Annotated in this window: 21 protein-coding genes; 13 read left to right on the plus strand and 8 right to left on the minus strand. The window is 73.8% G+C overall.

The features are described from left to right. Positions 1-102: 102 nt before the first annotated feature. The 3 genes from ACFQSB_RS12220 to thiE all read left to right on the plus strand — a co-directional run bounded on the left by ACFQSB_RS12220 (position 103) and on the right by thiE (position 2,312). Positions 103-1,272 carry an NAD(P)/FAD-dependent oxidoreductase gene (locus ACFQSB_RS12220; RefSeq protein WP_380826352.1) on the plus strand — a complete coding sequence of 390 codons (1,170 nt, stop codon included), beginning with the start codon at positions 103-105 and terminating at the stop codon, positions 1,270-1,272. A gap of 91 nt (positions 1,273-1,363) precedes the next feature. Then, the gene (locus tag ACFQSB_RS12225; RefSeq protein WP_354843272.1) at positions 1,364-1,696 is read left to right on the plus strand and encodes an Rv2175c family DNA-binding protein; all 333 of its coding nucleotides are present in this window, start codon (positions 1,364-1,366) and stop codon (positions 1,694-1,696) included. Further along, the gene (gene thiE / locus ACFQSB_RS12230; RefSeq protein ID WP_354843269.1) at positions 1,674-2,312 is read left to right on the plus strand and encodes a thiamine phosphate synthase; all 639 of its coding nucleotides are present in this window, start codon (positions 1,674-1,676) and stop codon (positions 2,310-2,312) included. Before ACFQSB_RS12225 ends, thiE begins: the two co-directional genes overlap by 23 nt. A gap of 18 nt (positions 2,313-2,330) precedes the next feature. Here the strand turns inward: thiE and ACFQSB_RS12235 are convergent, their stop codons facing one another. Beyond that, positions 2,331-3,398, minus strand: coding sequence for a polyprenyl synthetase family protein (locus tag ACFQSB_RS12235; RefSeq protein ID WP_380826354.1), 1,068 nt, complete (start codon positions 3,396-3,398; stop codon positions 2,331-2,333). Positions 3,399-3,814: 416 nt separating this feature from the next. On the opposite strand from ACFQSB_RS12235, the gene metF reads away from it, so the two are divergent. Next, the gene (metF, locus tag ACFQSB_RS12240) at positions 3,815-4,747 is read left to right on the plus strand and encodes a methylenetetrahydrofolate reductase [NAD(P)H] (RefSeq protein ID WP_354843263.1); all 933 of its coding nucleotides are present in this window, start codon (positions 3,815-3,817) and stop codon (positions 4,745-4,747) included. An 81-nt stretch (positions 4,748-4,828) separates the two neighbouring features. On the opposite strand, the gene secD is transcribed toward metF, so the two are convergent. Both secD and ACFQSB_RS12250 read right to left on the minus strand, forming a co-directional pair. Continuing rightward, a complete protein-coding gene (gene secD / locus ACFQSB_RS12245; RefSeq protein ID WP_380826355.1) occupies positions 4,829-7,084 on the minus strand; it encodes a protein translocase subunit SecD in 2,256 nt (751 codons plus the stop codon). A gap of 35 nt (positions 7,085-7,119) precedes the next feature. Beyond that, positions 7,120-7,509, minus strand: coding sequence for a hypothetical protein (locus tag ACFQSB_RS12250; RefSeq protein WP_380826356.1), 390 nt, complete (start codon positions 7,507-7,509; stop codon positions 7,120-7,122). Between the two features lie 151 nt (positions 7,510-7,660). On the opposite strand from ACFQSB_RS12250, the gene ACFQSB_RS12255 reads away from it, so the two are divergent. The 5 genes from ACFQSB_RS12255 (at position 7,661) to ACFQSB_RS12275 (ending at position 12,824) form a co-directional block, all read left to right on the plus strand. Then, positions 7,661-8,038, plus strand: coding sequence for a hypothetical protein (locus ACFQSB_RS12255; RefSeq protein ID WP_380826357.1), 378 nt, complete (start codon positions 7,661-7,663; stop codon positions 8,036-8,038). Between the two features lie 559 nt (positions 8,039-8,597). Further along, positions 8,598-8,939 (plus strand): TraR/DksA family transcriptional regulator, encoded by a 342-nt coding sequence (locus ACFQSB_RS12260; protein ID WP_354924990.1) that lies wholly within the window; start codon positions 8,598-8,600, stop codon positions 8,937-8,939. A gap of 54 nt (positions 8,940-8,993) precedes the next feature. Continuing rightward, positions 8,994-10,592, plus strand: a complete 1,599-nt coding sequence (locus ACFQSB_RS12265) for a PucR family transcriptional regulator (RefSeq protein ID WP_380826358.1) — start codon at positions 8,994-8,996, stop codon at positions 10,590-10,592. A 150-nt stretch (positions 10,593-10,742) separates the two neighbouring features. Further along, the gene (locus ACFQSB_RS12270) at positions 10,743-11,987 is read left to right on the plus strand and encodes an NAD(P)/FAD-dependent oxidoreductase (protein ID WP_380826359.1); all 1,245 of its coding nucleotides are present in this window, start codon (positions 10,743-10,745) and stop codon (positions 11,985-11,987) included. A 102-nt stretch (positions 11,988-12,089) separates the two neighbouring features. Continuing rightward, positions 12,090-12,824, plus strand: a complete 735-nt coding sequence (locus ACFQSB_RS12275) for a sensor histidine kinase (RefSeq protein WP_380826360.1) — start codon at positions 12,090-12,092, stop codon at positions 12,822-12,824. 19 nt (positions 12,825-12,843) lie between these two features. On the opposite strand, the gene ACFQSB_RS12280 is transcribed toward ACFQSB_RS12275, so the two are convergent. Both ACFQSB_RS12280 and ACFQSB_RS12285 read right to left on the minus strand, forming a co-directional pair. Further along, positions 12,844-13,398: a GNAT family N-acetyltransferase gene (locus ACFQSB_RS12280; RefSeq protein ID WP_354843240.1), complete on the minus strand. Its 555-nt coding sequence runs from the start codon at positions 13,396-13,398 to the stop codon at positions 12,844-12,846. A gap of 40 nt (positions 13,399-13,438) precedes the next feature. Next, positions 13,439-13,915 (minus strand): YbaK/EbsC family protein, encoded by a 477-nt coding sequence (locus ACFQSB_RS12285; RefSeq protein ID WP_380826361.1) that lies wholly within the window; start codon positions 13,913-13,915, stop codon positions 13,439-13,441. 129 nt (positions 13,916-14,044) lie between these two features. Here ACFQSB_RS12285 and ACFQSB_RS12290 point away from each other — a divergent pair, with 129 nt between their 5' ends. Then, complete coding sequence (locus ACFQSB_RS12290; RefSeq protein WP_380826363.1) at positions 14,045-14,926, plus strand: L,D-transpeptidase family protein; 882 nt, start codon at positions 14,045-14,047, stop codon at positions 14,924-14,926. Positions 14,927-14,938: 12 nt separating this feature from the next. Here ACFQSB_RS12290 and ACFQSB_RS12295 read toward each other — a convergent pair whose 3' ends face one another. Then, a complete protein-coding gene (locus ACFQSB_RS12295; protein WP_380826364.1) occupies positions 14,939-16,090 on the minus strand; it encodes an epoxide hydrolase family protein in 1,152 nt (383 codons plus the stop codon). Between the two features lie 63 nt (positions 16,091-16,153). Between ACFQSB_RS12295 and ACFQSB_RS12300 the strand changes: the two genes are divergently transcribed. The 3 genes from ACFQSB_RS12300 to ACFQSB_RS12310 all read left to right on the plus strand — a co-directional run bounded on the left by ACFQSB_RS12300 (position 16,154) and on the right by ACFQSB_RS12310 (position 19,897). After that, positions 16,154-17,131 (plus strand): helix-turn-helix transcriptional regulator, encoded by a 978-nt coding sequence (locus ACFQSB_RS12300; protein WP_380826365.1) that lies wholly within the window; start codon positions 16,154-16,156, stop codon positions 17,129-17,131. Between the two features lie 611 nt (positions 17,132-17,742). Next, positions 17,743-18,183, plus strand: coding sequence for an SAV_6107 family HEPN domain-containing protein (locus ACFQSB_RS12305; RefSeq protein WP_354843225.1), 441 nt, complete (start codon positions 17,743-17,745; stop codon positions 18,181-18,183). 244 nt (positions 18,184-18,427) lie between these two features. After that, positions 18,428-19,897, plus strand: coding sequence for an FAD-dependent monooxygenase (locus tag ACFQSB_RS12310; RefSeq protein ID WP_380826366.1), 1,470 nt, complete (start codon positions 18,428-18,430; stop codon positions 19,895-19,897). A gap of 1 nt (position 19,898) precedes the next feature. Here the strand turns inward: ACFQSB_RS12310 and ACFQSB_RS12315 are convergent, their stop codons facing one another. After that, positions 19,899-21,206 carry a globin domain-containing protein gene (locus ACFQSB_RS12315; protein WP_380826368.1) on the minus strand — a complete coding sequence of 436 codons (1,308 nt, stop codon included), beginning with the start codon at positions 21,204-21,206 and terminating at the stop codon, positions 19,899-19,901. Between the two features lie 78 nt (positions 21,207-21,284). Continuing rightward, entirely contained in the window at positions 21,285-21,713 is a 429-nt protein-coding gene (locus tag ACFQSB_RS12320) for an RrF2 family transcriptional regulator (RefSeq protein ID WP_380826369.1), read from the minus strand. Positions 21,714-21,782: the final 69 nt, after the last annotated feature.

The raw sequence follows: 21,782 nt of genomic DNA on the forward strand, positions 1-21,782 counted from the left end.
ACCCGCTTGAGTGGTCTCATCACTGCCCGTAGGGGACAGTGAGCCAATTTGTTACCAAATCGCCGTTGGCGGGTTACCGTCCTGGCCGCTTAGGGTCAGGTTGTGAATCATGTCGTGGTGGTGGGGGCCGGACTGGCCGGCGTGCGCAGTGTCGAGGCGCTACGGGCGCGCGGATACCGAGGGCGCGTCACTCTGATCGGCGAGGAGGCCCATCGGCCGTACGACCGGCCTCCGCTGTCCAAGGCCGTGCTGCTGGGCGAGCTGGACTCGACGGTCGTCGACTCCGATCTCGGCGCGCTGGACGTCGATCTGCGCACCAACGTCTCCGCCAAGGGGCTTCGCGAGGGCGCCCTGGAGACCACCGAGGGCGAACTGGAGTACGACGGCCTGGTCATCGCCACCGGCGCCACCCCCGTCCGGCTGCGCGGCGAGGGCGCCCAGCACGTGCTGCGCACCATCGACGACTCCCTGGCCCTGCGCGCCGCGCTCGTGCCCGAGTGCCGCGTCGCGATCGTCGGCGCCGGGTGGATCGGCGCCGAGGTCGCCACCGCGGCCCGCCGCGCCGGCTGCGAGGTGACCGTCGTCGAGGCCGCCGAGTCGCCGCTGGCCGTGGCCCTCGGGCCCGAGGTCGGCGCCCGCACCGCCTCCTGGTACGCCGAGGCGGGCATCGACCTGCGACTCGGCACGATGGTCGGCTCGATCGACCCCGGCGGGCTGACCATGATGGACGGCTCGTGGATCCCGGCCGACGTCGTGGTAACCGGCGTCGGCGTGCGCCCGAACGTCGCCTGGCTGGCCGGCTCGGACGTCGAGATCGACAACGGCGTCCTGGTCGACGAGCACCTGCGCACCTCCATGGAGGGCGTCGTCGCGGCCGGAGACTGCGCCAACTGGTGGTCGCGGCGCTTCGGGCGGCGCATGCGCGTCGAGCACTGGGACACCGCCCTGAACGCCCCCGAGACCGCGGTGGCCACCCTGCTCGGCCAGTCCGCCGTGTACGACCCGGTGCCCTATTTCTGGTCCGAGCAGTTCGGCCGCATGGTGCAGTACGCCGGCCACCATGACGGGGGCCGGCTGGTGCTGCGCGGCGACCCCGAGACCGACCGCAAGTGGGCGGCGTGCTGGTTCACCGCGGACGACCGGCTGGCCGCCATCCTCACCGTCGACCGTCCCCGTGACCTGGTCCAGGGCCGCCGCATCGTCGAGGGCGGGCAAAGAGTCGACGTTGATCGGGCGATCGACCCCTCGATACCCTTGCGCGACTGCTTGTGACCCCCTGCGGGGTGTTTGAGAAGAGGCGCGACGTGGTAGTTGTGGTTCCGTGACGCTTTCTGTTGCACAGATCGACCGCGAGACTGATCAAATGGTGGGGGAGTGGCTCCCCCTCACGGAAGTGGGCAGGCGGCTCGGGCTCAGCACCGGGCGCGCCAAGCAGCTTCTGAAGGACAAGAAGCTCATCGGCGTCCGCCGCGGCGGCCCAGAGCCCGAGGTCCCCGCGAAGTTCATCGCGGGCGACGACGTGGTGAAGGGCCTGCCGGGCACCCTCACCGTGCTGTCCGACTCCGGCTACGACGACGTCGAGGCCCTGCGGTGGCTGTTCACCGCCGACGACTCCCTGCCGGGAGCCCCCATCGACGCGATCGTCGCCGGTCGGCACACCGAGGTGAAAAGGCGTGCCCAGGCGCTCGCTTTCTGACGCCAGGCTCTACCTCTGCACCGACGGGCGCCGCCGCCAAGGCGATCTCGACCAGTTCCTGGACGCCGTCCTCGCCTCGGGCGTGGACATCGTCCAACTGCGCGAGAAGGGTCTGGAGGCCCGCGAGGAGCTCGCGCTGCTGGAGGTGTTCCGCGCGGCCTGCGACAGGCACGGGGCGTTGCTGGCCGTCAACGACCGGGCCGACATCGCCTACGCCGCGCGCCCCGACGTGCTGCACCTCGGCCAGGACGACCTGCCCGTGGCGGTCGCGCGCGACATCCTCGGCCCGGACGTCCTGATCGGCCGCTCGACCCACAGCGACGCCGAGGCCTCCGCCGCGGCGGTCGAGGAGGGTGTCGACTACTTCTGCTGCGGGCCGATCTGGCCGACGCCCACCAAACCGGGACGTTTCGCTCCGGGCCCCGGGCTGCTGAAGCACGCCGCGGCCCTGGCGGCCGATCGGCCGTGGTTCGGCATCGGCGGCATCGACCTCGGCACGCTGGACGAGGTCATGTCGTACGGGGTCACCCGGGTCGTGGTGGTGCGCGCCATCACCGAGGCGGAGGACCCCGGAGCCGCCGCCGCCGAGTTCGCCCGCCGCCTCACGCCCGGCTGACCCCTGGCGGGGCCGTCGTCAGCTGCGGCGGGCCGTCGCGGCCACGGCGAGCTCGTGCAGGGCCTCGCGCGCCTCGCCGGTGATCGGCGCGCGCCCCAGGGACGTCAGCGCGTCGTCCAGATAGCGCTTGATCATCTCTTCGCTCGCCGCCAGGGCGCCGGTGTCCTCGATGATCGCGCGCAGCCGCTCGACGCCGTCCTGCTCCAGCTTGGGGTCGCCGAGCAGCAGGCGCACGTCGGCGGCCTGCTCGGGCGTCGCCTCCGACAGCGTGCGCGCGATCAGCATCGTGCGCTTGCCCTCCCGAAGGTCGTCGCCGGCGGGCTTGCCGGTCTCGGCGGGGTCGCCGAACACGCCGAGCACGTCGTCGCGGAGCTGGAAGGCGATGCCGACCTTCTGCCCGTAGTCGACGCACAGCCGGTCGATCCACGGCTCGGGCGCCCGCGCGGCCATCAGCAGCCCGAGGCGCAGCGGCTGCTCGACCGAGTACTTGCCGCTCTTGTGCAGCGCGACCCGCAGCGCGCTGTCGAAGGTGCTGCGGCCGTGCGCCTGCTCCAGCAGGTCCAGGTACTGCCCGCACATCAGCTCGGTGCGCATCAGGTCGTGCACCGGCTCGGCGGCGGCCAGCGCCTCGGCCGGCAGCCCGCTCGTCCGCCACATCTCGCCCGACCACACCAGCAACAGGCTTCCCAGCAGGACCGCGGCGCCCTCGCCGAACTGCTCCGCCGACCCCTGCCACTCCGAGTCCTCGTGCAGCGACTGGAACCGCCGGTGCGCCGACGGACGGCCCCGGCGCATGTCGCTGGCGTCCATCACGTCGTCGTGGATGAGCGCGCTGGCCTGCAGGAGCTCCAGCGAGGCGGCGGCGGTGAAGATGGCGGCGTCCTCGCCTCCGCCTGCGCCGCGCCAGCCCCAGTAGCAGAAGGCCGGGCGCAGCCGCTTGCCGCCGGCGAGGAAGTCCTCGGCGGCCACGAGAAGCGGGCTCAGCTCCGGGCCGCTGACCAGGGGGCGCTGCCGGTCGACGAACGCCCTCAGGCGCTGGTCCACCTCGGAACGGAACGCGTCCGACAGGGCGAAGGAAGTGGTCATGCTTTGAGATTAACGGCCGTACAACGGGCCGCCGCTTCGCCTCCCCTTGTGTGACCCACGCCATGGACCGGCGGTGGCACGCCCGGGGTACTCCGCTGAGCTGCCGACACCGGTCCGCGGCACCGGAAGGGAACCCGACACGCGAGCGATGATCGGTGTGGGGCTGTGGCACGCGCCGCACGCTCTGTGCGATGCCCGTCGCTCGCCGCCCCGTGCGACGCCCGACGGTCGAACGTCTGTGCGATGTCGTTGGGTCCCTCGGTCCGTGTGATGTCCCTGGGTCCAGCGGTGTCGGTGATGTCCGCCGGCCGAGCGGCCTGTGGAGCGCCCGTCGGCCGCCTCGCTTTCGGCGGTCGTCTTTGGCAGCGCACGTTGGCGATCGGTGCGCGGCGGTCCGGACCTGTAGCCTTGGCACCATGGCTCTGGGTCGTCCATCCGTCCGTCCTGACCGCGTCCCGACGGTACGGGAACTGCTCGCCTCCGGGCGGCGCTCGTTCTCCTTCGAGTTCATGCCCCCGAAGAACGACGAGGGGGAGCGGCAGCTGTGGCGCGCGATCCGCGAGCTCGAGCGGCTGCGCCCGACGTTCGTCTCGGTCACCTACGGCGCCGGCGGCTCCACCCGCGACCGCACGGTCGAGATCGTCGAGCGGCTCGCCCACGAGACGACGCTCACGCCCGTCGCCCACTTCACCGCCGTCGACCACTCGGTGCGCGAGCTGCGCCACCTGGTCGGCAGGTTCGCCGGGGCGGGGGTGCGCAACATCCTCGCCGTGCGGGGCGACCCGCCCGGCCGTGACCCGCTGGCCGAGTGGATCAAGCACCCCGAGGGCGTCGCCTACGCCGAGGATCTCGTCCGCCTCATCCGCCAGTCGGGCGACTTCTGCGTCGGCGTGGCCGCCTTCCCGTACCGGCACCCGAGGTCGCCGTCGGTCGAGTCCGACGTCGATTACTTCGTCCGCAAGTGCCGGGCCGGCGCCGACTACGCCATCACGCAGATGTTCTTCAGCGCCGGCGACTACCTGCGCCTGCGTGACCGGGTGGCCGCCGCCGGGTGCGACACGCCGATCATCCCGGGCATCATGCCGGTCACGCAGATCAGCACCATCGCGCGGTCCGAGAAGCTGTCGGGGGCGCCCTTCCCGGCCGATGTGGCCCGGCGGTTCGAGGCGGTCGCCGACGACCCGGCCGCGGTGCGGCGTCTCGGCATCGAGCACGCCGCCGAGCTGTGCCAGACCCTGCTCGACGAGGGCGCGCCCGGCATCCACTTCATCACCTTCAACCGGTCGAGCGCGACCCGCGAGGTCTACCAGGCCCTGACGCCCGCACCGGAGCCCGTCCCCGCCGGCTAGTGTCCCGCGCCGGGTGTTCGCCTTCTGAGGTGAGGACCCGGCCGGCACGGCCGGCGAGCGGCCCCGGACGGTGATCACCGGCTACAGGACCGCGCCCGTGCCCCGCCGACGGCGCCGGCGCGGTGTGGCCGGCTCGGGCGGCGGTCGCCTGCTGAAGCGTTCGAGCTCGATCGCGAGGGGCCCGGCCACGAGCGCGGAGGACGCGGTCCCGGCCAGGATGCCGACGATGAGCGCGATGGCGAAGTCGCGCAGGGTGCCGTCGCCGAAGACGGTCAGCGCGGTGAGGATGAACAGGGCGCCGAGACCGGTGTTGACGGTACGCGGCACGGTCTGCAGGATCGCCGTGTTGACGACGTCGGCGAAGCGTTCCTGCCGCCGGGTCCGCCACAGTTCGCGTACGCGGTCGAAGACCACCACCTTGTCGTTGATGGAATATCCGATGATGGTCAGCATGGCGGCCAGGAAGACCCCGTCGATGGGCTTGCCCAGCCAGGCGAACAGGCCCAGCACCGCGCAGGCGTCCACGACGAGGGCCAGCACCGCGGCCGCGCCGAACGTCCAGCGGAACCTGACGGCCAGGTACAGCAGTTGCGCGGCCAACGCCACGGCGAGTGCGATGAGCGCGTTGCGGCGCAGCTCGTCGCCCAGACTTGGGCCGATCAGCTCGTCGCGTTGCTTGGTCATCTCGCCGAGCGCGCCGTCGAGCGCCCGTTCGACGGCGGTGACCTCCTCGGCGGTGATCTGCCCGGCCCGCACGGACACGACGGTCCCGGAGACCTGCACGTTCGCCGCCGCATGGCCGGCCTCGGCCACCGCCCGCCGCGCCGCTTCGATGTTCACCGGCTGCGCGGCCGCGAACTCGATCATCCTGCCGCCGGTGAACTCGACGCCGTAGTTCAGCCCGTGCAGGACGAGCCCGGCGGTGGCCGCGGCGACCGTGGCGGCGGCCACGACCAGCCATCGCCGGCCTGCGGCCATGAGGCGTGGGTCACGCCGGGTGATCCAGGTTCTGACCCGGCCTCGCGCCGCCAGTCCGGACGACGCCGGCAGCCGCGTGCCGGTCCTGCCGATGAGGAGATGGGTCAGCACACGGGTGATGAGCATGGCCGAGGCGAGCGAGGCCAGGACGCCGATGGCCAGCGTCACGCCGAACCCCCGGACCGGACCGGAGGCCAGCCAGAACAACAGCCCGGCGGCCAGGAGCGTGGTGACGGCGGAATCGGAGATGGCGCTCCACGCGTTGGCGAACCCGCGGTCCAGGGCGGCGCGCGGGCCGCGGCGCGGCGCGCGGCCGTACTCTTCCCGCGCGCGTTCGAACACCAGTACGTTGGCGTCGACCGCCATGCCGATGGCCAGGACGAAACCGGCCAGACCCGGCAGCGTGAGGGTCGCTCCGAGGGCGAGCAGGGCGGCGTAGGAGATGAGCCCGTATGCCGCGAGCGCGACGGCGGCCATCAGTCCTGACAGCCGGTAGGTGAGGGCGATGAAGAGCGCGGTGAGCAGGACACCGGCGATCCCCGCCTTGGCGCCGGCCTCGATGGCCTGCGCGCCCAGCGTGGGGCCGACGGTGCGCTGCTCGATCAGCGTGAGCGGGACGGGCAGGGCGCCCCCCTTGATCAACACGGCCAGATCGTCCGCCTGCCGATGGGTGAAGGAGCCGGTGATCTGCGTGGAACCGCCGGCGATGCCGGCTTGGCAGGGCACGCGCGCATCGACCTGGGGAGAGGAGATGATCGTGTTGTCCAGGACGATGGCGACACGCCGCCGGGCGTCGCCCGCGCTGTGACAGGCGGCCTCGCCGGTCAGCCGCCGCCAGGCGCCGGCGTCGCGGAAGTCGACCGTGACGAACCAGCCCGGCCCTTGCTGCGGGTCGCTGCGCGCGGCGGCGCCGGTCACCCCGTCGCCGGAGATCATGACGGGGCCGAGCCGCAGGCGCTGCCCGGCCTCGTCGGCCAGAACCCGCCCAGAGGCGCCGGCGTCGTCGGCCACTCCCCGCACCGGGTGGAAGCCGAGTTGGGCGGTCCTGCCGATGACGTCGGCGGCCTGGCGGGGGTCGAGCACGCCGGGAAGTTCGACGATGATGCGCCGTTCGCCGGAACGCAGCAGGGTCGGGTCGACCACGCCGAGCGCGTCGGCACGCCGGCGCAGCACGTCCAGGGCGTGATCGGTGGCCTCGGCGTCGGCCCGGGTCGTGGGCGAGTCCTGGGCCTCGAAGACGAGTTGGGTGCCGCCGCGCAGGTCCAGGCCCAGGCGTGGCGGTATTGTGACGGAGAGTAGCAGGGCGGTGGCGATCAGAAGGAACGTCGCCACCGCGCGCCAGAAGGGCGCGCGTGACATGAGAGCCTCCACGGGCTGAAAGAAAGGAACGGACGTCAGCGCGTCATGGAGGGGGGCGCCCGTGCCGGAGCACGGCGCCCGGCCGGCTGCGGCGCCGCGCCGGGGTGCCCGGTGATCGTGGTGATGCGCCGCGCGTCAGGGCCCCGCTGCCCGCTGGACGGCGGCATGGCGAGCCACAGCGGCGGCGCGGGCATCTGGCGGGTCGGATGCAGCCGGGGCGGGGCCGCGTCCTGTCCGGCCCGCACCGCAGGGCTGTCCCACCCCGCGGCTGCCGCCTCGGCGATGTCCGCGGCGGTGACGGACGCGACGGTGGTGGACGCCGTACCGGCGGGTGGCGCCGTGGTGGTGGACGCGGTACCGGCGGGCGCGGGGCCCAGCAGGAAGGCCGACAGCAGGAGCAGGATGGCGGGCAGTCTGCTGCGCACATCTCCTCCTGGCCGGACACGGGGGGTGCGGGGGGTACTGGCCGCCACCGTACCCCACGCCGTCGCCGGTGCGCCGACCACCGATGACGCCGGGAAATGCCTCCCATGTCGGGAAATGCCTTTTCCGAGGGGGTGGGCTATGGTCGGCCCTATGACGGGACCGTGGAGAACTCCACGAGGGTCCATCGCGTTCGCCGGCGTGATGGGCCTGGTTCTGTTGTCCCTGGTGCTGGCCGGCGCCGCGTGGACGGCGGGCCGCGGCGGCCCGGCGGCCGCGCAGAGCCCGGCCTCCGGCCCGCAGTGGAAGCCCGGTGCGTGGGACGCCGACCTGTCCGGCCTTCCGCCGCAGGCGAGCGGCGCCCGCGAGCACCACGTGCGGTCCCTGTGGCCGCCCACGCGCGGCGAACGCCACGGCGAACTCGCCCATCTGGCGCTGCTGCCATCGCCGGGCCCGGAGACGGACACGCTGCCCGAGCCTCAGCGACTGGCGCACCTCACCACGGGATCGCGCAGCCCGCCGCTGACCTAGCCGGCGCCTTCCCGTCGGGCTCCGCGGCCACGCGCGCCGCGAAGTCCCGCGACGAGCACCCGGCGCATCCCCGCGCCCGCATCCAGGCTTTCCCCCGGCGCCGGCCCGGGCGTGCCATCGCGCACTGAACCCTCCGGCTCAGCCGCACCACCGGCGTGGGGCCGGCCAGGTACGCGCCGGAGAGCGTCGCCGACATGACGGCGGGCTCGCCACGCCGCCTGCCTGCCGCCGCGCGCCCGGGGCGTCGCGGTCATCGGCGGCGGCGCGCCAAGGGCCGTCGCCGCGCCGGCCGGGGCGCCACCTCACGGCTCCCGGACGGCACGGCGCCCCGCCGCAGCACGTCACGGTCCTCGGCCTGACGCGGCCGTGCCGGCGACCGGCCCTGGCGGCCGGCCTCGCGCCGTCCGCCGCTGCCGCGGTCCACCGCGCCGCGACGGCTCGTTCCCGGTGTCGACCGGCGACGCCCCCGGCCGGGGGACGCGCCGCGAGGCAGAAGTGGCCCGCGCGAGGCCTCCTTCCCCACATCTTCCCGACCCATCACGGAAAGGATCACATGATCATGACCGACGGTCGCACGGCATCACATCTCAGCAGCGTGCAGCTCCAGTCGCTGCGCCAGGAGCTGCGGGAACAGCTTGAGCAGCGCAGCCGGCACCTGCGCGGCCTGCGGGCCCAGGAGCAGGACGGCAGCGGCGCCGACGGCACCTGGCAGGAACTGGCCGTGTCGATCATCGCCGCCGAGCGCACCGTCGCCGAGCTGTCCCAGGCCTGCGACAGACTCGCGGCCGGCGCCTACGGCCGCTGCGCCCACTGCCAGACGCCCATCCCGTTCGAACGGCTCAAGGTACGGCCGCTGGCACGCACCTGCATCGACTGCCAGCGACGGCACGAGGCCGCCTGACACCACGAAAGGGGGCGGGCCCTCCGCCCCCTTTCCGACCACCCGGAGCTGACCGTGATCACATTGGACCGTCTGGTGAACGTGCTCGGCGGGTACGGCGTGCGGCTGTACGGAAATCCCGAGGCGCGCTCGACGTGGCTGCGCAGCGTGGCGATACCGGACGCCACCGACCACCACGTCACCGGCGACGTGCTTCTGGCCGTCGGAACCTCCTCGCTCGCCGAGGCGGTGCGGTGGGCGGCCGCGGCCAAGGCCACGGCGGTCCTGGTGCGCCCCGCCCGCAACGGCACCGGCCGCGAGAGCGGTGGCGGCGGGAGCGGCGGCGGCGGGAGCGGTGCGGACGTCGAGCGGGAGGCCGCCGCCGTCGCCGACCGGTATGGCGTGGCCGTGTTGCTGGCCGACCCCGCCGTCTCCTGGAGCCAGCTGGCCGGCATGGTGTACGGGTTGGTGCTGGAGAGCCGCGAGACGGCCTCGGGGCGCGGCCCTACCGACCTGTTCGCCCTGGCCGACAACCTGGCCGACGTCATCGGCGGCGCGGTGACCATCGAGGACCGGCACTCGCAGGTGCTGGCCTACTCCCGCTCCCAGCAGGCGGGAGATCCGGCCCGGCTGGAGACCATCCTCGGACGGCGGGTCCCGGAACGGCTGCGCGAGCTGTTCGAGCGGCAGGAAGTGTTCGCCCGCCTGACGGCGACCGACGAGCCGGTGTTCGTCCCCGCCGATGCCCGCTACGGCCTGACCGGGCGGATGGCGGTGGCGGTGCGGGCCGGCCGCGAGCTGCTCGGTTCGGTGTGGGTCGGCTGCGCCGCCCCGCTGACCGGCGCCCACCGCCGGGCGCTGGCCGACGGCACGCGCACCGTCGCCCTGCACCTGCTGCGCTCGCGGGCCAGCGCCGACCTGGAGCGTCAGGTGGAGTCCGACCTGGTCATCCGACTGCTGGAGGGCAGCGCCGACGCCGCGACGCTGATCAGCCGGCTGGGCCTGGCCCCGCAGGCGATTCGCGTCATCGCGGTCCGCGCGTACACCCCCGACGACCGCCACGCCGCGCTGCTGCTGGCCCTCGAACGGGCCACGACCGGTTTCGGCTGGTCCCGGCCCGGGCGCAGTGCCCTGCTCGGCGACACCCTCTACACGATCCTGCCGGCGGAGCGGACCGAGGCGGCCCGGCAGTGGATCACGGCCCTGCACCGCGATCTGCCCGCCCAGGTGCGCGTCAGGGCCGGGATCGGCGCACCCGCCGAGGCGGCGGACCTGCCCGCCGGTCGCCAGGAAGCCGACGAGTGCCTGGCTCTGCACGAGAGCGCCGAGCCGGACGCCGTCCCGCCCGCCTACGACGAGTCCTGGGACGACATCCTGCTGCGACGGCTGCGCGCGGCCGCGCGGACCGGCCGGGCCCCGGCCCGCGGGCCGGTGAGCACGCTGCTGCGGCACGACACCCGTCACGGCACGCGCTTCGTCGCCACGCTGCGGGCCTGGCTGGAAAGCCAGGGCGACCTCACCCTGGCCGCCGAGCGACTCGCGGTGCATCCCAACACCGTCCGCAACCGGCTGCGCAAGATGGGCGAGATCAGCCCGCTGGACCTCTACGACGCCCACCAGCGCCTGGCCATGACCATCATGCTGGCCGCCGTGGAGGAAGAGCCCCGAAGCTGATCCGCGCGGGGCCCGCCGCCGTCCCGAGGGCCGGCGTTGTGCCGGGTCCACAACGGCGGCGCCGCGATTGTCGTCCGCCCACAACGCCGCGGGCCGCCGCCCGGGCCATCCTGGCTGTGACATCGGCATTCGCGCGAGTTGGAGGTCGGCATGGGGGGCAACGGAACGCGATCGGTGATCGTGGTGGGCGCGGGCATCGTGGGTCTGTCGACCGCGTGGTTCCTGCAGGAGCGCGGCGTCCAGGTCGACGTGATCGACCGCGGCGGCGTGGCGGCCGGCGCGTCCTGGGGCAACGCCGGCTGGATCGCGCCGGGCCTGGCCGTCCCGCTCAACGAACCCGCCGTCCTGCGCTACGGCCTGCGCTCGCTGCTGAACCCGTCCGCGCCGCTGCACGTGCCCGCGAGCCTCGATCCGGGCCTGTGGAGCTTCCTGGCCCGCTTCGCGGCCAACAGCCACTGGCGGTCGTGGACCCGCGCCGCGCGCGCCGGCCTGCCGCTCAACGACGAATGCGTCGAGGCCTACGAGGTGCTCGCCGCCAACGGCGTGTCCGCCCCGGTCATCGCGGCGCCGATCACCGCGGCGTTCCGCACGCCACGTCAGGCCGAGACCCTGCTGCGCGAGCTGCGCAGGCTGGAGGCGGCGGGGCAGCGGGTCGAGCACACCGTGCTGGACGGCGGCCGGCTGGCCGAGCACGTCCCCCTCGCCGGCGGGGCGCTGACGGCGGGGGTGCGAATCGAGGGCCAGCGCTACCTCGACCCGGGCGCGTTCGTGCAGGCCCTGGGGGAGGCCGTCGTGCGACGCGGCGCGACCATGTACGCCGCCGAGGTCGACGAGGTGCGCACCGACGCCCGGAAGACGACCGTCCGCTCGGCCACGGGCACCGTGCTGTCCGCCGACGCCGTGGTACTGGCCACCGGCGCCTGGCTGCCCCGTCTGGCCCGGCGGTGGGGTGTGCGCGTCCCGGTGCGGGCCGGCCGCGGGTACTCCTTCACCGTGCCGGTCGACCATCCTGTCCCCGGCCCCATCTACCTGCCCGGGGAGCGGGTGGCGTGCACCCCGTACCGCGACGGGCTTCGGGTGGCGGGCACCATGGAGTTCCGCGACCCGGACGCCCCGCCGGTGCCCGCCCGGCTGGAGGCCATCATCGCCTCCGCCAGGCCGCTCCTGCGGGGCGTGCACTGGGAGGAGCGCACCGACGCCTGGGTGGGGCCCCGCCCCGTCACCCCGGACGGACGGCCGCTCATCGGCGCGACGGCGGCTCCCACCGTCTACGTGGCGGGAGGCCACGGCATGTGGGGCCTGGCCCACGGCCCGATCACGGGCAGGCTGCTGGCCGAGCAGATCACCACCGGCGAGCAGCCCGCCGCGCTGGCCGACCTCGACCCCCTCCGCTGACGCGGGCCGCACACCAACCGTACGGCCCGGCGGATGTCGCAGAGCCCGGGAGAGGAGAAGCACGAGATGGTTCCTGACAGGTCCGGATCACACAGGAGGTGCGTGGCCGATCACGCCAGGGACGGCGTCCGGTCCTCTGATGACCCCTCGCCGCTCAGCGCCACGGCGGCCTGGCAGGCCGCGCAGGCATGGCGACGTCAGTTCGTCGCCGACGCCTCGCACGAGCTCCGGACGCCGGTGGCCGGCCTGCGAGTGGAACTCGAGGAAGCTCTCATGCATCCTGAGCAGACCGATTTCCACGAGCTCGTCATACGGGCGCTGAGAAGCGTCGACCGCCTGGAGTCCATCGTGGACGATCTGCTGGCTCTGGCGAGCGTGCGGTCGGGCAGGACCGAGCAATACGAAGACGTCGACCTGTCCGACCTGGTCCGCCGCGTCCTCCAGCGCCGGTCCGATCGCCTTCCGGTCCGGCCGCGGCTGACGCCCGGCGTCATCGTCAGGGTCGCCCCCCTCCAGATCGTCCGCGTCATCAACGGTCTGCTGGACAACGCCCAGCGGCACGCGACCCACGGCGTACGGGTCGAGGTCCACCACGACGGAGCTCACGCCGAACTGGTGGTCATCGACGACGGCAAGGGTGTCGAGGAGGCGGACCGGGAGCGGATCTTCGAGCAGTTCAGGCGCACCGACAGCGCCCGCGGCCGGGACCAGGGAGGCGCAGGACTCGGCCTGGCCATCGCGCGCGAGATCGCCGTGGCCCACCGGGGAGGTCTCGAGGTCCGCGAGACCGCCCGCGGCGGCGCGTGCTTCACCCTGCGTCTGCCGTCCCTGACCTGACCTGGCCCGGGCGACGGGGTCAGGTGATCGGGCGCAGCGGCAGCGTGCTGCCGACGATGGCGTACCGCTCGTAGCCGCCCGGGAAGACGTACATGCCGATCAGGTCGATGAAGCCCAGCCGCCGGTAGAGATGCCGCGCGGCCGTGGGCTGGTCGTGGGTGGACATCACCGCGGTGCGCTCGCCGCGGCCCGCGCACAGGCCGTGGACCAGCCGGCGGCCGACGCCCTTGCCCTGGTACTCGGGGCGCACGTGGATCTCGGCGATCTCCAGCGCGTTCTCGAACCACGCCGCGGCCCGCGCCGGCCCCTCGCGCTCCTCCAGGGCGCGGCGCACCACGTCGTGCCACCACTGCCCGGGCGAGCCGTGGAAGCCGTACCCGAAGCCGACGACGCGGCCGTCGGTGGTCTCGGCCAGCAGGCAGGTGAAGTCGGGGTAGGTCGCGTGGTTGCGCATGATGCTCTGCCGGCCCGAGAGCTGGTCGCCCGGCGGGCGCATCGCCACCGTGTAGATGTCGATCACGGTGTCCAGCGAGGCGGCGAACTCCTGCGGACCGGCGTGTCGCAGTTCGATCACTTCTCGCACATTAGCAGCACGGCGATCGGCCGCGCCGAGGTCACTCGACCTCGGTCGGCGCGCCTCCGGTCATGCGCAGCAGCTCGTCGTAGGTCGTGGGGAAGACCGTGTGCACGTGGCCGGCCGCGGCCCACACGACCTCGTGCTTGGCGAGCCAGGTGTCGACCAGCGTGCGGATCGGCGCGGGGTGGCCCACAGGGGCGACCCCGCCGATCGCCTGGCCGGTGGCGGCCTTCACGAAGTCGGGCGTGGCGCGCTTCACCTTCGCCGCGCCGACCAGGCCGGCGATCAGGCCGGTGTCCACCCGGTGGGCGCCGCTGGTGAGCACCAGCAGGGGCTGGCCGTCGGCGTCGAAGACCAGGCTGTTGGCGATGGCCCCGACCTCGCACCCCAGCTGGGCGGCGGCCGCGGCGGCCGTCGGCGCCGGATCGGTCAGGACGACGACCTCGCCGGTGGCGCCGGCCTCGCGGAGGGCGTCGGTCACCTTGGTGACGCTCGGATGCAACTTTTCTGGCACGCGGACACTCTAAACAGGTTGACCGGCGTCGGCGATCGATTACATCTCTGTGACCGTACGGGGTCGGGCATGATCGATGCGCTAGGGTCCCGTGAACCGGACGTGGTGCTGACGGAGGGGAGTCCTGACATGACGGCTGGGAGGCGGCTCACGGTCGCGGCGGTGCTGACCGCGGGCGCCGTGCTGGTCTCGGGCGGCGGGATGCCGGGCGCGTGGGCGGCCGCCGGTGCGACACCCCCGCGCGCGGCGCTCACGGCGCTCACCGCCACGACGACGCAGGCCGGTGTCCCCGGCGCGGTCACGGGCGCGGTGCCGGGCGTCACCGGCGTGGTCCGCGCGGGTGCCGCCGGCGCGGTCAGGGCCTTCGCGGCGCCCCACCGCACGCTGAGGCTCGGCGCCAAGGGCGCCGCGGTCAAGGAACTGCAGAACCGCCTGGGCGAGCTCGGCTACGTCCCCGGCAAGATCGACGCCAGGTACGGCGGCACCACCCAGTCCGCGGTGTGGGCCTTCCAGAAGGTCCAGGGCATCAAGCCCACCAGCACGATCACCGCCCGCACCTGGCGGGCGCTGGAAAGCCCCCGGGCGCCCCGCGTGCTGATCCCGAACGGCAAGCCCGACCGCGTGGAGATCGACCTCACCCGGCAGGTCGCCGTCCTGTACCGCGGCGGCCAGGTGCGGCTGATCACCCACGTCTCCTCCGGCAGCGGCATCCCCTACTGCGAGACGGCCACCTGGCAGGGCAAGACGCAGCGGTTCTGCGGCAGCGCCCGCACCCCCACGGGGGACTTCAAGACCACCTGGCGCGCTTCCGGGTGGCACACGTCCTACCTCGGGCAGCTCTACAACCCGATCTTCTTCAACGGCGGCATCGCCCTGCACGGCGCGCTGTCGGTCCCGCTCTACCCGGCCTCCCATGGGTGCGTGCGCCTGCCGATGCACGTCGCCCAGATCCTCCCCGGCCTGCTCGGCGCCGGCGTCCCCGTCCACGTCAGGGGCCGCTTCCAGCGCTGAACGCCCGTCCGGTCAGCCCAGGCTCCGGAAGAACGCCCGGAGGTCGGTGATCACCAGGTCGGGGGTCTCCAGGGCCGCGAAGTGGCCGCCCCGCTCGAACTGCGACCAGCGCACCACGTTGTGCGCCTGGTCGGCCAGCGGGCGGACCGAGAAGTCCGTGGGGAACACCGCGACCGCGGTCGGCACCGTCCCGCGCTCCTTCGGCGCCCACATGGTGAAGTCGTTGAACCGCTCGTAGTAGGTGTGCGCCGCCGAGCCCGCGGTGCCGGTGAACCAGTAGATGCTCACGTCGGTGAGGATGCGGTCCCGGTCCACCGCGTCCTCGGGGAGCTCGGCGGCCGGGTCCGTCCAGTCCTTGAACTTCTCCACGATCCAGGCGAGCTGACCGGCGGGGGAGTCGTGTAGCGCGGCCGCGACCGTCTGCGGGCGGGTGCCCTGGACCTGCATGTACGCGCCCAGCTTCGCCTGCCAGTCCTTCATCCCGGCCAGCCGCGCGCGTTCGGCCTCGGTCAGCGAACCCATGATCGCCGGATCGCCGCCGGGGAACGTGAGCAGGCCGTTGACGTGCACGCCGATGACGCTGTCCGGCGCGGCACGTCCCACCAGCGGGGCGATGAACGCGCTGACGTCGCCGCCCTGCACGCCGTACCGGTCGTAGCCGAGCCTGGACATCAGCTCCGCCAGCGCCGCGGCGGTGCGGCCGTCCGTCCAGCCGGTGCCGGGCAGCGTGCCGGAGAAGCCGTACCCCGGCAGCGACGGGATCACCAGGTGGAAGGCGTCTGCGGCCTCGCCGCCGTGGGCCGCGGGGTCGGTGAGCGGGCCGATGAGGTCGAGGAACTCGACGACCGAGCCGGGCCAGCCGTGCAGCAGCAGGAGCGGGGTGGCGTCGGGCTCGGGGGAGCGTACGTGCAGGAAGTGCACCTGCGCGCCGTCCACGGTGGTGGTGAACTGCGGGTACGCGTTGAGCACCGCCTCCTGGGCGCGCCAGTCGAAGCCGTCGGCCCAGTAGGTGGCGAGCTCCCGCAGGTAGCGGGTCGGCACGCCGCGCTCCCATCCGGTTCCGGGCAGTTCGGGCGCCCAGCGGGTACGGCGCAACCGTTCGTGCAGGTCGTCGAGGTCGGCCTGCGGGATCTGGACGCGGTAAGGCTGGATCTCGTTCGTCATGCCGGTCACGGTATTGGCCATTGGTGTCAGGTTCAGGCACCAATGGTGGCCACAATGGTGCCCATGTTGGAAACCTCCGCGCGGCTGCTGCGCCTGCTGTCGCTCCTGCAGGCGCGTACGGACTGGACCGGCGCCGAACTCGCCGGCCGGCTGGAAGTCGGCCTGCGGACCGTGCGGCGCGACGTCGAACGGCTGCGTGAGCTGGGCTATCCGGTGGACGCCACCCCGGGGGTGGCCGGCGGGTACCGGCTCGGGGTGGGGGCCGCGTTGCCGCCGCTGCTGCTCGACGACGAGGAGGCCGTGGCGGTGGCGATCAGCCTGCGTACGGTCGCGACGGGCAGCGTCGCCGGCCTGGAGGAGGCCGCGGTGCGGGCGCTGGTCAAGCTCCAGCAGCTCCTCCCCTCCCGGCTGCGGCACCGGGTGGAGGCGTTCCGCGCGGCGACCGTGGCGCTGCCCGGGGCGGCCGGTCCGGAGGTCGGCGCCGACCTGCTGACCGCGATCGCCGCCGCGTGCCGCGACCGGCGCGGGGTGCGGCTGCGCTACCGGGGGCGCGAGGGCGTCACCGCGCGCGAGGTCGAGCCGCACCGGCTGGTCCACACCCCGCGCCGGTGGTACCTGGTCGCGTGGGACGTGGCCAAGGGGGACTGGCGTACCTTCCGGGTCGACCGGATCGAGGAGCCGCTCGGGCCGCCGGGGGCGCGGTTCATGCCGCGCACGCCGCCCGAGGAGGACGCGGCCGCCTACGTCCGGCACGCCATCACCTCGGCGCCGTACACCTACCATGCCCGCGTCCTCTTCCACGCCCCGCTGGAGGCGGTGGCGCCGCGCACGTCGCCCGGCGCTGGACGGCTGGAGGCCGTGGACGCGCGCACCTGCCTGTTCACGGCGGGATCGAACTCGCTGCGCGAGCTGGCGGTGCACGTGGCGGTGAAGGGGTTCGAATTCGAGGTGCTGGATCCGCCGGAGCTGGTCCCGGTGCTGCGCGAGGTCCGCGACCGCCTCGACCGGGCCGCGACCATGTCGGACCCGGGTTCCGGCTGAAGGGGGGCCGTTTCCGCGATCACCACAGGGCCCGCGTCGTGGGGGCCGCCGGACCGGGGCACGGTCGGAGCGCCGTCGGCTCCGGCCTCGTGTTCGAACCGCTGGTTGACCACATGATCGAACTTGTGTTCGTGAGATGCTTGACATAGCGCGTCATCGAATTTATGTTCGACACAGTGGGGGTGGGACTCGCGGCCCACCCCCACCAACCGGCTGGAGGTGCCGTCCGCGGCGGCCCCTCCACGCGAACCGAAACGGCCGGACGGGGAGAGGGGAAGCTCCTCGTCCGGCCCGAGCGGGCGCCACGTCCATGGGGCGCCGACATCACCACATCGGCGGCGGCACCCAGGGGAGGCGCCGCGGCCGGGCGGACGGCCGCCGGCACGCCAGGCCGGTGGGGGCCGTCCGAGCACCGGAACGTCGGGCGATCACGAGCGGAGGGCCGGCACAGGAAGCGCGGCACCCGCGGCACGTCCGGCGTGCCACGGCGAGGGAGCGAGGAAGCGAGCGTCCGTGACCATGACCAGCGGACCACCGGAATTGTCGGTGGCGTCTGCGACCGTGTTATCACCGGCGGTCACCGCCGGAGCCATGACCCCGAGGAGGGTGGCATGACTCGAGAGTCCGGAGAAGGTCCCCGGGTTTCACAGACGGTGCGCGCGCACCTCACCGACGCGCATTCCTGCCTTGCGGACGCCGCGGCGGCCCGCACTCCCGCCGAGCGTTACGTCTCGGCCCATCTCGCGGCGCTGCGCGCGGCGGCCGCGATCCTCGCGGCGCTGCCCCGGCCGATGGACGGCCGCAGGCGCCGGCTGCGCAGCGCGTGGGAGCTGCTGCCCGAGGCCGAGCCCAGGCTCGCCCGCTGGGCGGCGTACTTCGCCGAGAGCGCCCGCAAGCGGGCGGCCGCCGAGGCCGGCATGGTCCGCGTGGTGTCGGCGCGCGACGCCGACGAACTGATCACCGAGGCCGACACCTTCGTCGGCGTCGTCGAAGACATCCTGGGCCTCCCCGGCCAGTCCGCCCTCCCCGTGAAGGCCCCCTTGGCAGGCTGACCGCCCCCGTGCCCGGCGGGAGACCGGGTGCCCCACATCGCCGGACGGCCGCGTCCCGGATCCGGTGAGAGCCGGGCGGCTCCTGGCGGGTACGGGCGCGGGTGGGCGCCTGTGCGGTGGTCCGGGCGGGATGGGTACAGTCGAAATTGGCCGCCCGTGTGGCCGTCCGGCCGGGCGGTGAGCCACGAACGCCCCCCACGCATTCGCCTGGAGGCGCTGATGGTGCCCTTTCGACACTGATGTCGTGGTCGTGGGCGCGGGTCCGACCGGGCTGCTGCTGGCCGGTGACCTGTGCGCGAGAGGCGTCGGCTGCACGGTCCTCGAACGCGGGGCCCACGGCTCGAACCTCTCCCGGGCGTTCGTCCTGCACGCCCGCTCCCTGGAACAGCTCGACGCCCGCGGCGTCGCCGACGAGCTCATCGCCGGGGGCGTGGTGATCCGCAGAATGCGGCTGTTCGACGATCCGGGTCTCGATCTGTCCCGCCTGCCCTCGCGGTTCCCGTTCGCGGTGTCCACCCCGCAGTACAACACCGAGAACGTGCTGGAGGACCGCGCCGTCGGCCTCGGCGCCGAGATCGTGCGCGGGGCCGAGGTCGTCGGGGTGCGCCAGGACGATCAGGGCGTGCTGGTCGACACGCGCGCCGACGGCGCCGTGCGCACGTGGCGGGCCCGCTTCGCCGTCGGCGCCGACGGTGTGCGCAGCACGGTCCGGCAGGCGGTCGGCCTGCCCTTCCCCGGGCGGTCGGCCGTCCGGTCGGTGATGCTGGCGGACGTCCGCCTGGCCGAGCCGCCGCCGTGGCCGCTGGCGCTGCACGCCACCGAGGAGGGCTTCTCCTTCATCGCCTCCTACGGGGACGGGTGGTACCGGGTCATCGCCTGGGACCGGCGGCAACCCCCGAGCGACGCGCCGGTGACCCTCGCGGAGGTGGCGGATGTCGTCCGCCGCGCCACGGGCCGCGATTTCGGCATGGGCGACGCGCGCTGGCTGTCGCGCTTCCACAGCGACGAGCGGCAGGTGCCGAGCTACCGCGTGGGCCGGGTGCTGCTGGCGGGCGACGCCGCGCACGTGCACTCCCCGGCGGGCGGGCAGGGCATGAACACCGGCCTTCAGGACGCGGTGAACCTGGCGTGGCGGCTCGCGGCCGAGGTGCAGGGATGGGCCTCGCCCACGCTGCTCGACGGCTACGACGCCGAGCGCCGCCCGGTCGGGCGGGCGGTCCTGCGGTTCAGCGGCGCCCTGCTGAGCCTGGCCCTGGGCTCCAGTCGCCGTACCCGGGCGATCCGGGCGGTCCTGCCGGCCGTCCTTCGCGGCGTGCGGCCGGTCAACGACCGGCTGGCCATGGCCATCTCCGGCCTGGCCATCGCCTACCCGCCCCCGGAGGGCGTCCCTAGGCCGGCCGGGCGGCGGGCGCCGGACATCCCGCTGGCAGGTGAGCCCGGGCGGCTGTACGAGGCGTTGCGGGGAGGGCGGTTCGTCCTGATCGTCTCGCCGGACGACCCGGCGTCCGTGGCCGTCCGGCCCGGCGGGCGGGTGGACCGCGTCGCCCCCGAGGAGCGGAGGCGTCCGGCGATGCTGGTGCGACCGGACGGGTACATCGCGTGGGCCGCCGACAAGGTGCACCCCGGCGCCCGGGCGGTGGGGCTGCGCGCCGCCCTGGCCGCGTGGTGCGGGGAGTCGTCCCCGGCGTCCGTGCGCCGCTCGCTGCGCGCCTGACTCAGGGGCGGGGCAGCCACAGATCGGGCCCGAAGACCTCGTAGTGGATGTCGGAGGCCGGCACTCCGCGCGCGAGCAACTGCGAGCGCGCTTCCCGCATGAACGGCATCGGCCCGCACAGGCAGGCGACCACGCCCTCCGGCAGGTCGACGCCGGTGAGAGCCACCCGGCCGATCATCGCCGGCGCCGCCGCGGACCCGGCGGCGCCTCCCGCACGCGCGGCGGTGCCCTGGGCGGTCGTGCGTCCTGTGGGGGCGGTGGCCGGCTGGTCGGCATAACCGGCATGGTCGGCATAACCGGCATGGCCGGTGCGGTCGTCCCGGGCACAGCCGCACTCCTGCTCGTACCAGCGGTGCAGAGTCGCGCCGGGCAGGGCGGCGACCAGGTCCAGCAGCTCCGCGCGGTGGGCGTGGTGGGCCGGGGTGCGGTCGGCGTGCGCCACCAGGACCCGGCGGCGCGACCCGGTGGCCGCGAGATGGTCGAGCATGGAAAGCATGGGCGTGATCCCGATTCCGGCCGAGGCCAGCAGCAGCGGGCCGTCCCCGTGCGGCAGGGTGAGGTCGCCGAACGGCGCAGAGACCGACAGGACGTCTCCGGCCCGCACGCCGGAGTGGAGCAGGGCGGAGACCTCGCCGTCCGGGGCGCCGTCGCCGCGCGCCCGCTTGACGGTGATGCGCCAGTCGCCCCGCTCCGGCGCGCGCGAGAGGCTGTACTGCCGGATCTGCCGGGCCCCGTCGGGAAGGGGGACGGCGACGCTGATGTACTGCCCCGGCCGGAACGACCTGGCGACCTTCGGCCGCAGCGTGAAGGACACGACCTCCGGGGTCTCGCGGCGCCGGTCGATCACCGTCGCCTCCAGCCACCCCTCGCCCGACTCGCGGTAGAGGACCGCTTCCAGGGCGATGAGCGTGCCGGCCATGAGCCAGTACACCTCGTCCCAGGCCGCCGCGACCTCGGGCGTGATCGCCTCGCCGAGGATGTCGCCGATGGCGGCGAAGAGGTACTTGTGCACCAGGACGTACTGGTCGGCGGTGACGCCCAGTGACGCGTGCTTGTTGGCGATGCGGGCGAGCATGGCGTCCGGGGCGGCGCCGGAGCCGACCAGCGAGGCGGCGTAGCCGGCCAGCGCCCCGGCCAGGGCGGCGCGCTGCTCGCCGTTCGCCTGGTTGCCCCGGTTGAACAGGTCGCGCAGCAGCTCGGGGTTGTCGGCGAACATCGTGTCGTAGAAGCGCGCCGCGATGTCGCCGATGGCGGCGCCGATCGCGGGCAGGGTGGCACGGACGTGCGCGGCCGATTCAAGGGAGAGCACGAGTCCTCCTGGAGAGTTAATTGGTATTTGATCTTCGTATTTAACCGCAGCCATGACGGGCGCCGCGGGCGGCCGGCTTCAGGTGAGCGACAGCAGGACCGGCCCGGTCGGCGAGGTCACCAGGTCGCCTATGGTCAGCGCGTCGAGAGAGGCGTAGAACGCGCGCTGCGCGTCGCGGAGGGCGCCGCGCAGCCGGCAGGCGGCCCGTAGCGGGCAAGGGAGGTCACCCTCGCACGCCACGACCTCCTCCTCGCCCTCCAGCTCGCGGACCAGCCATCCCAGCGACGCGGACCGCCCGAACGCGGTCAGTTCCAGGCCGCCGCCGCGACCCCGTCGCGCGTCCACGACCCCGAGATGCCGCAGGCGCGAGATGGCCTTGGCGGTGTGGGTGTAAGGGATCGCCATCGCCTCGGCCACCTGCGCGGTGGTGAGGGTGGCCCCCGGCTCCACGACCGCCAGGCGCATGGTGACCCGCAGGGCGAGATCGGTGAACTTCGTCAGTCGCACGCCACGACGCTAACAATTTGGCATGCGAGATGACAATTAAGCGGCGGCGAATGTGGGAGACCCCACATC

Origin of the sequence: Sphaerisporangium rhizosphaerae, from assembly GCF_042665155.1 — a bacterium.
In the GTDB taxonomy this organism is placed as follows: domain Bacteria; phylum Actinomycetota; class Actinomycetes; order Streptosporangiales; family Streptosporangiaceae; genus Sphaerisporangium; species Sphaerisporangium rhizosphaerae.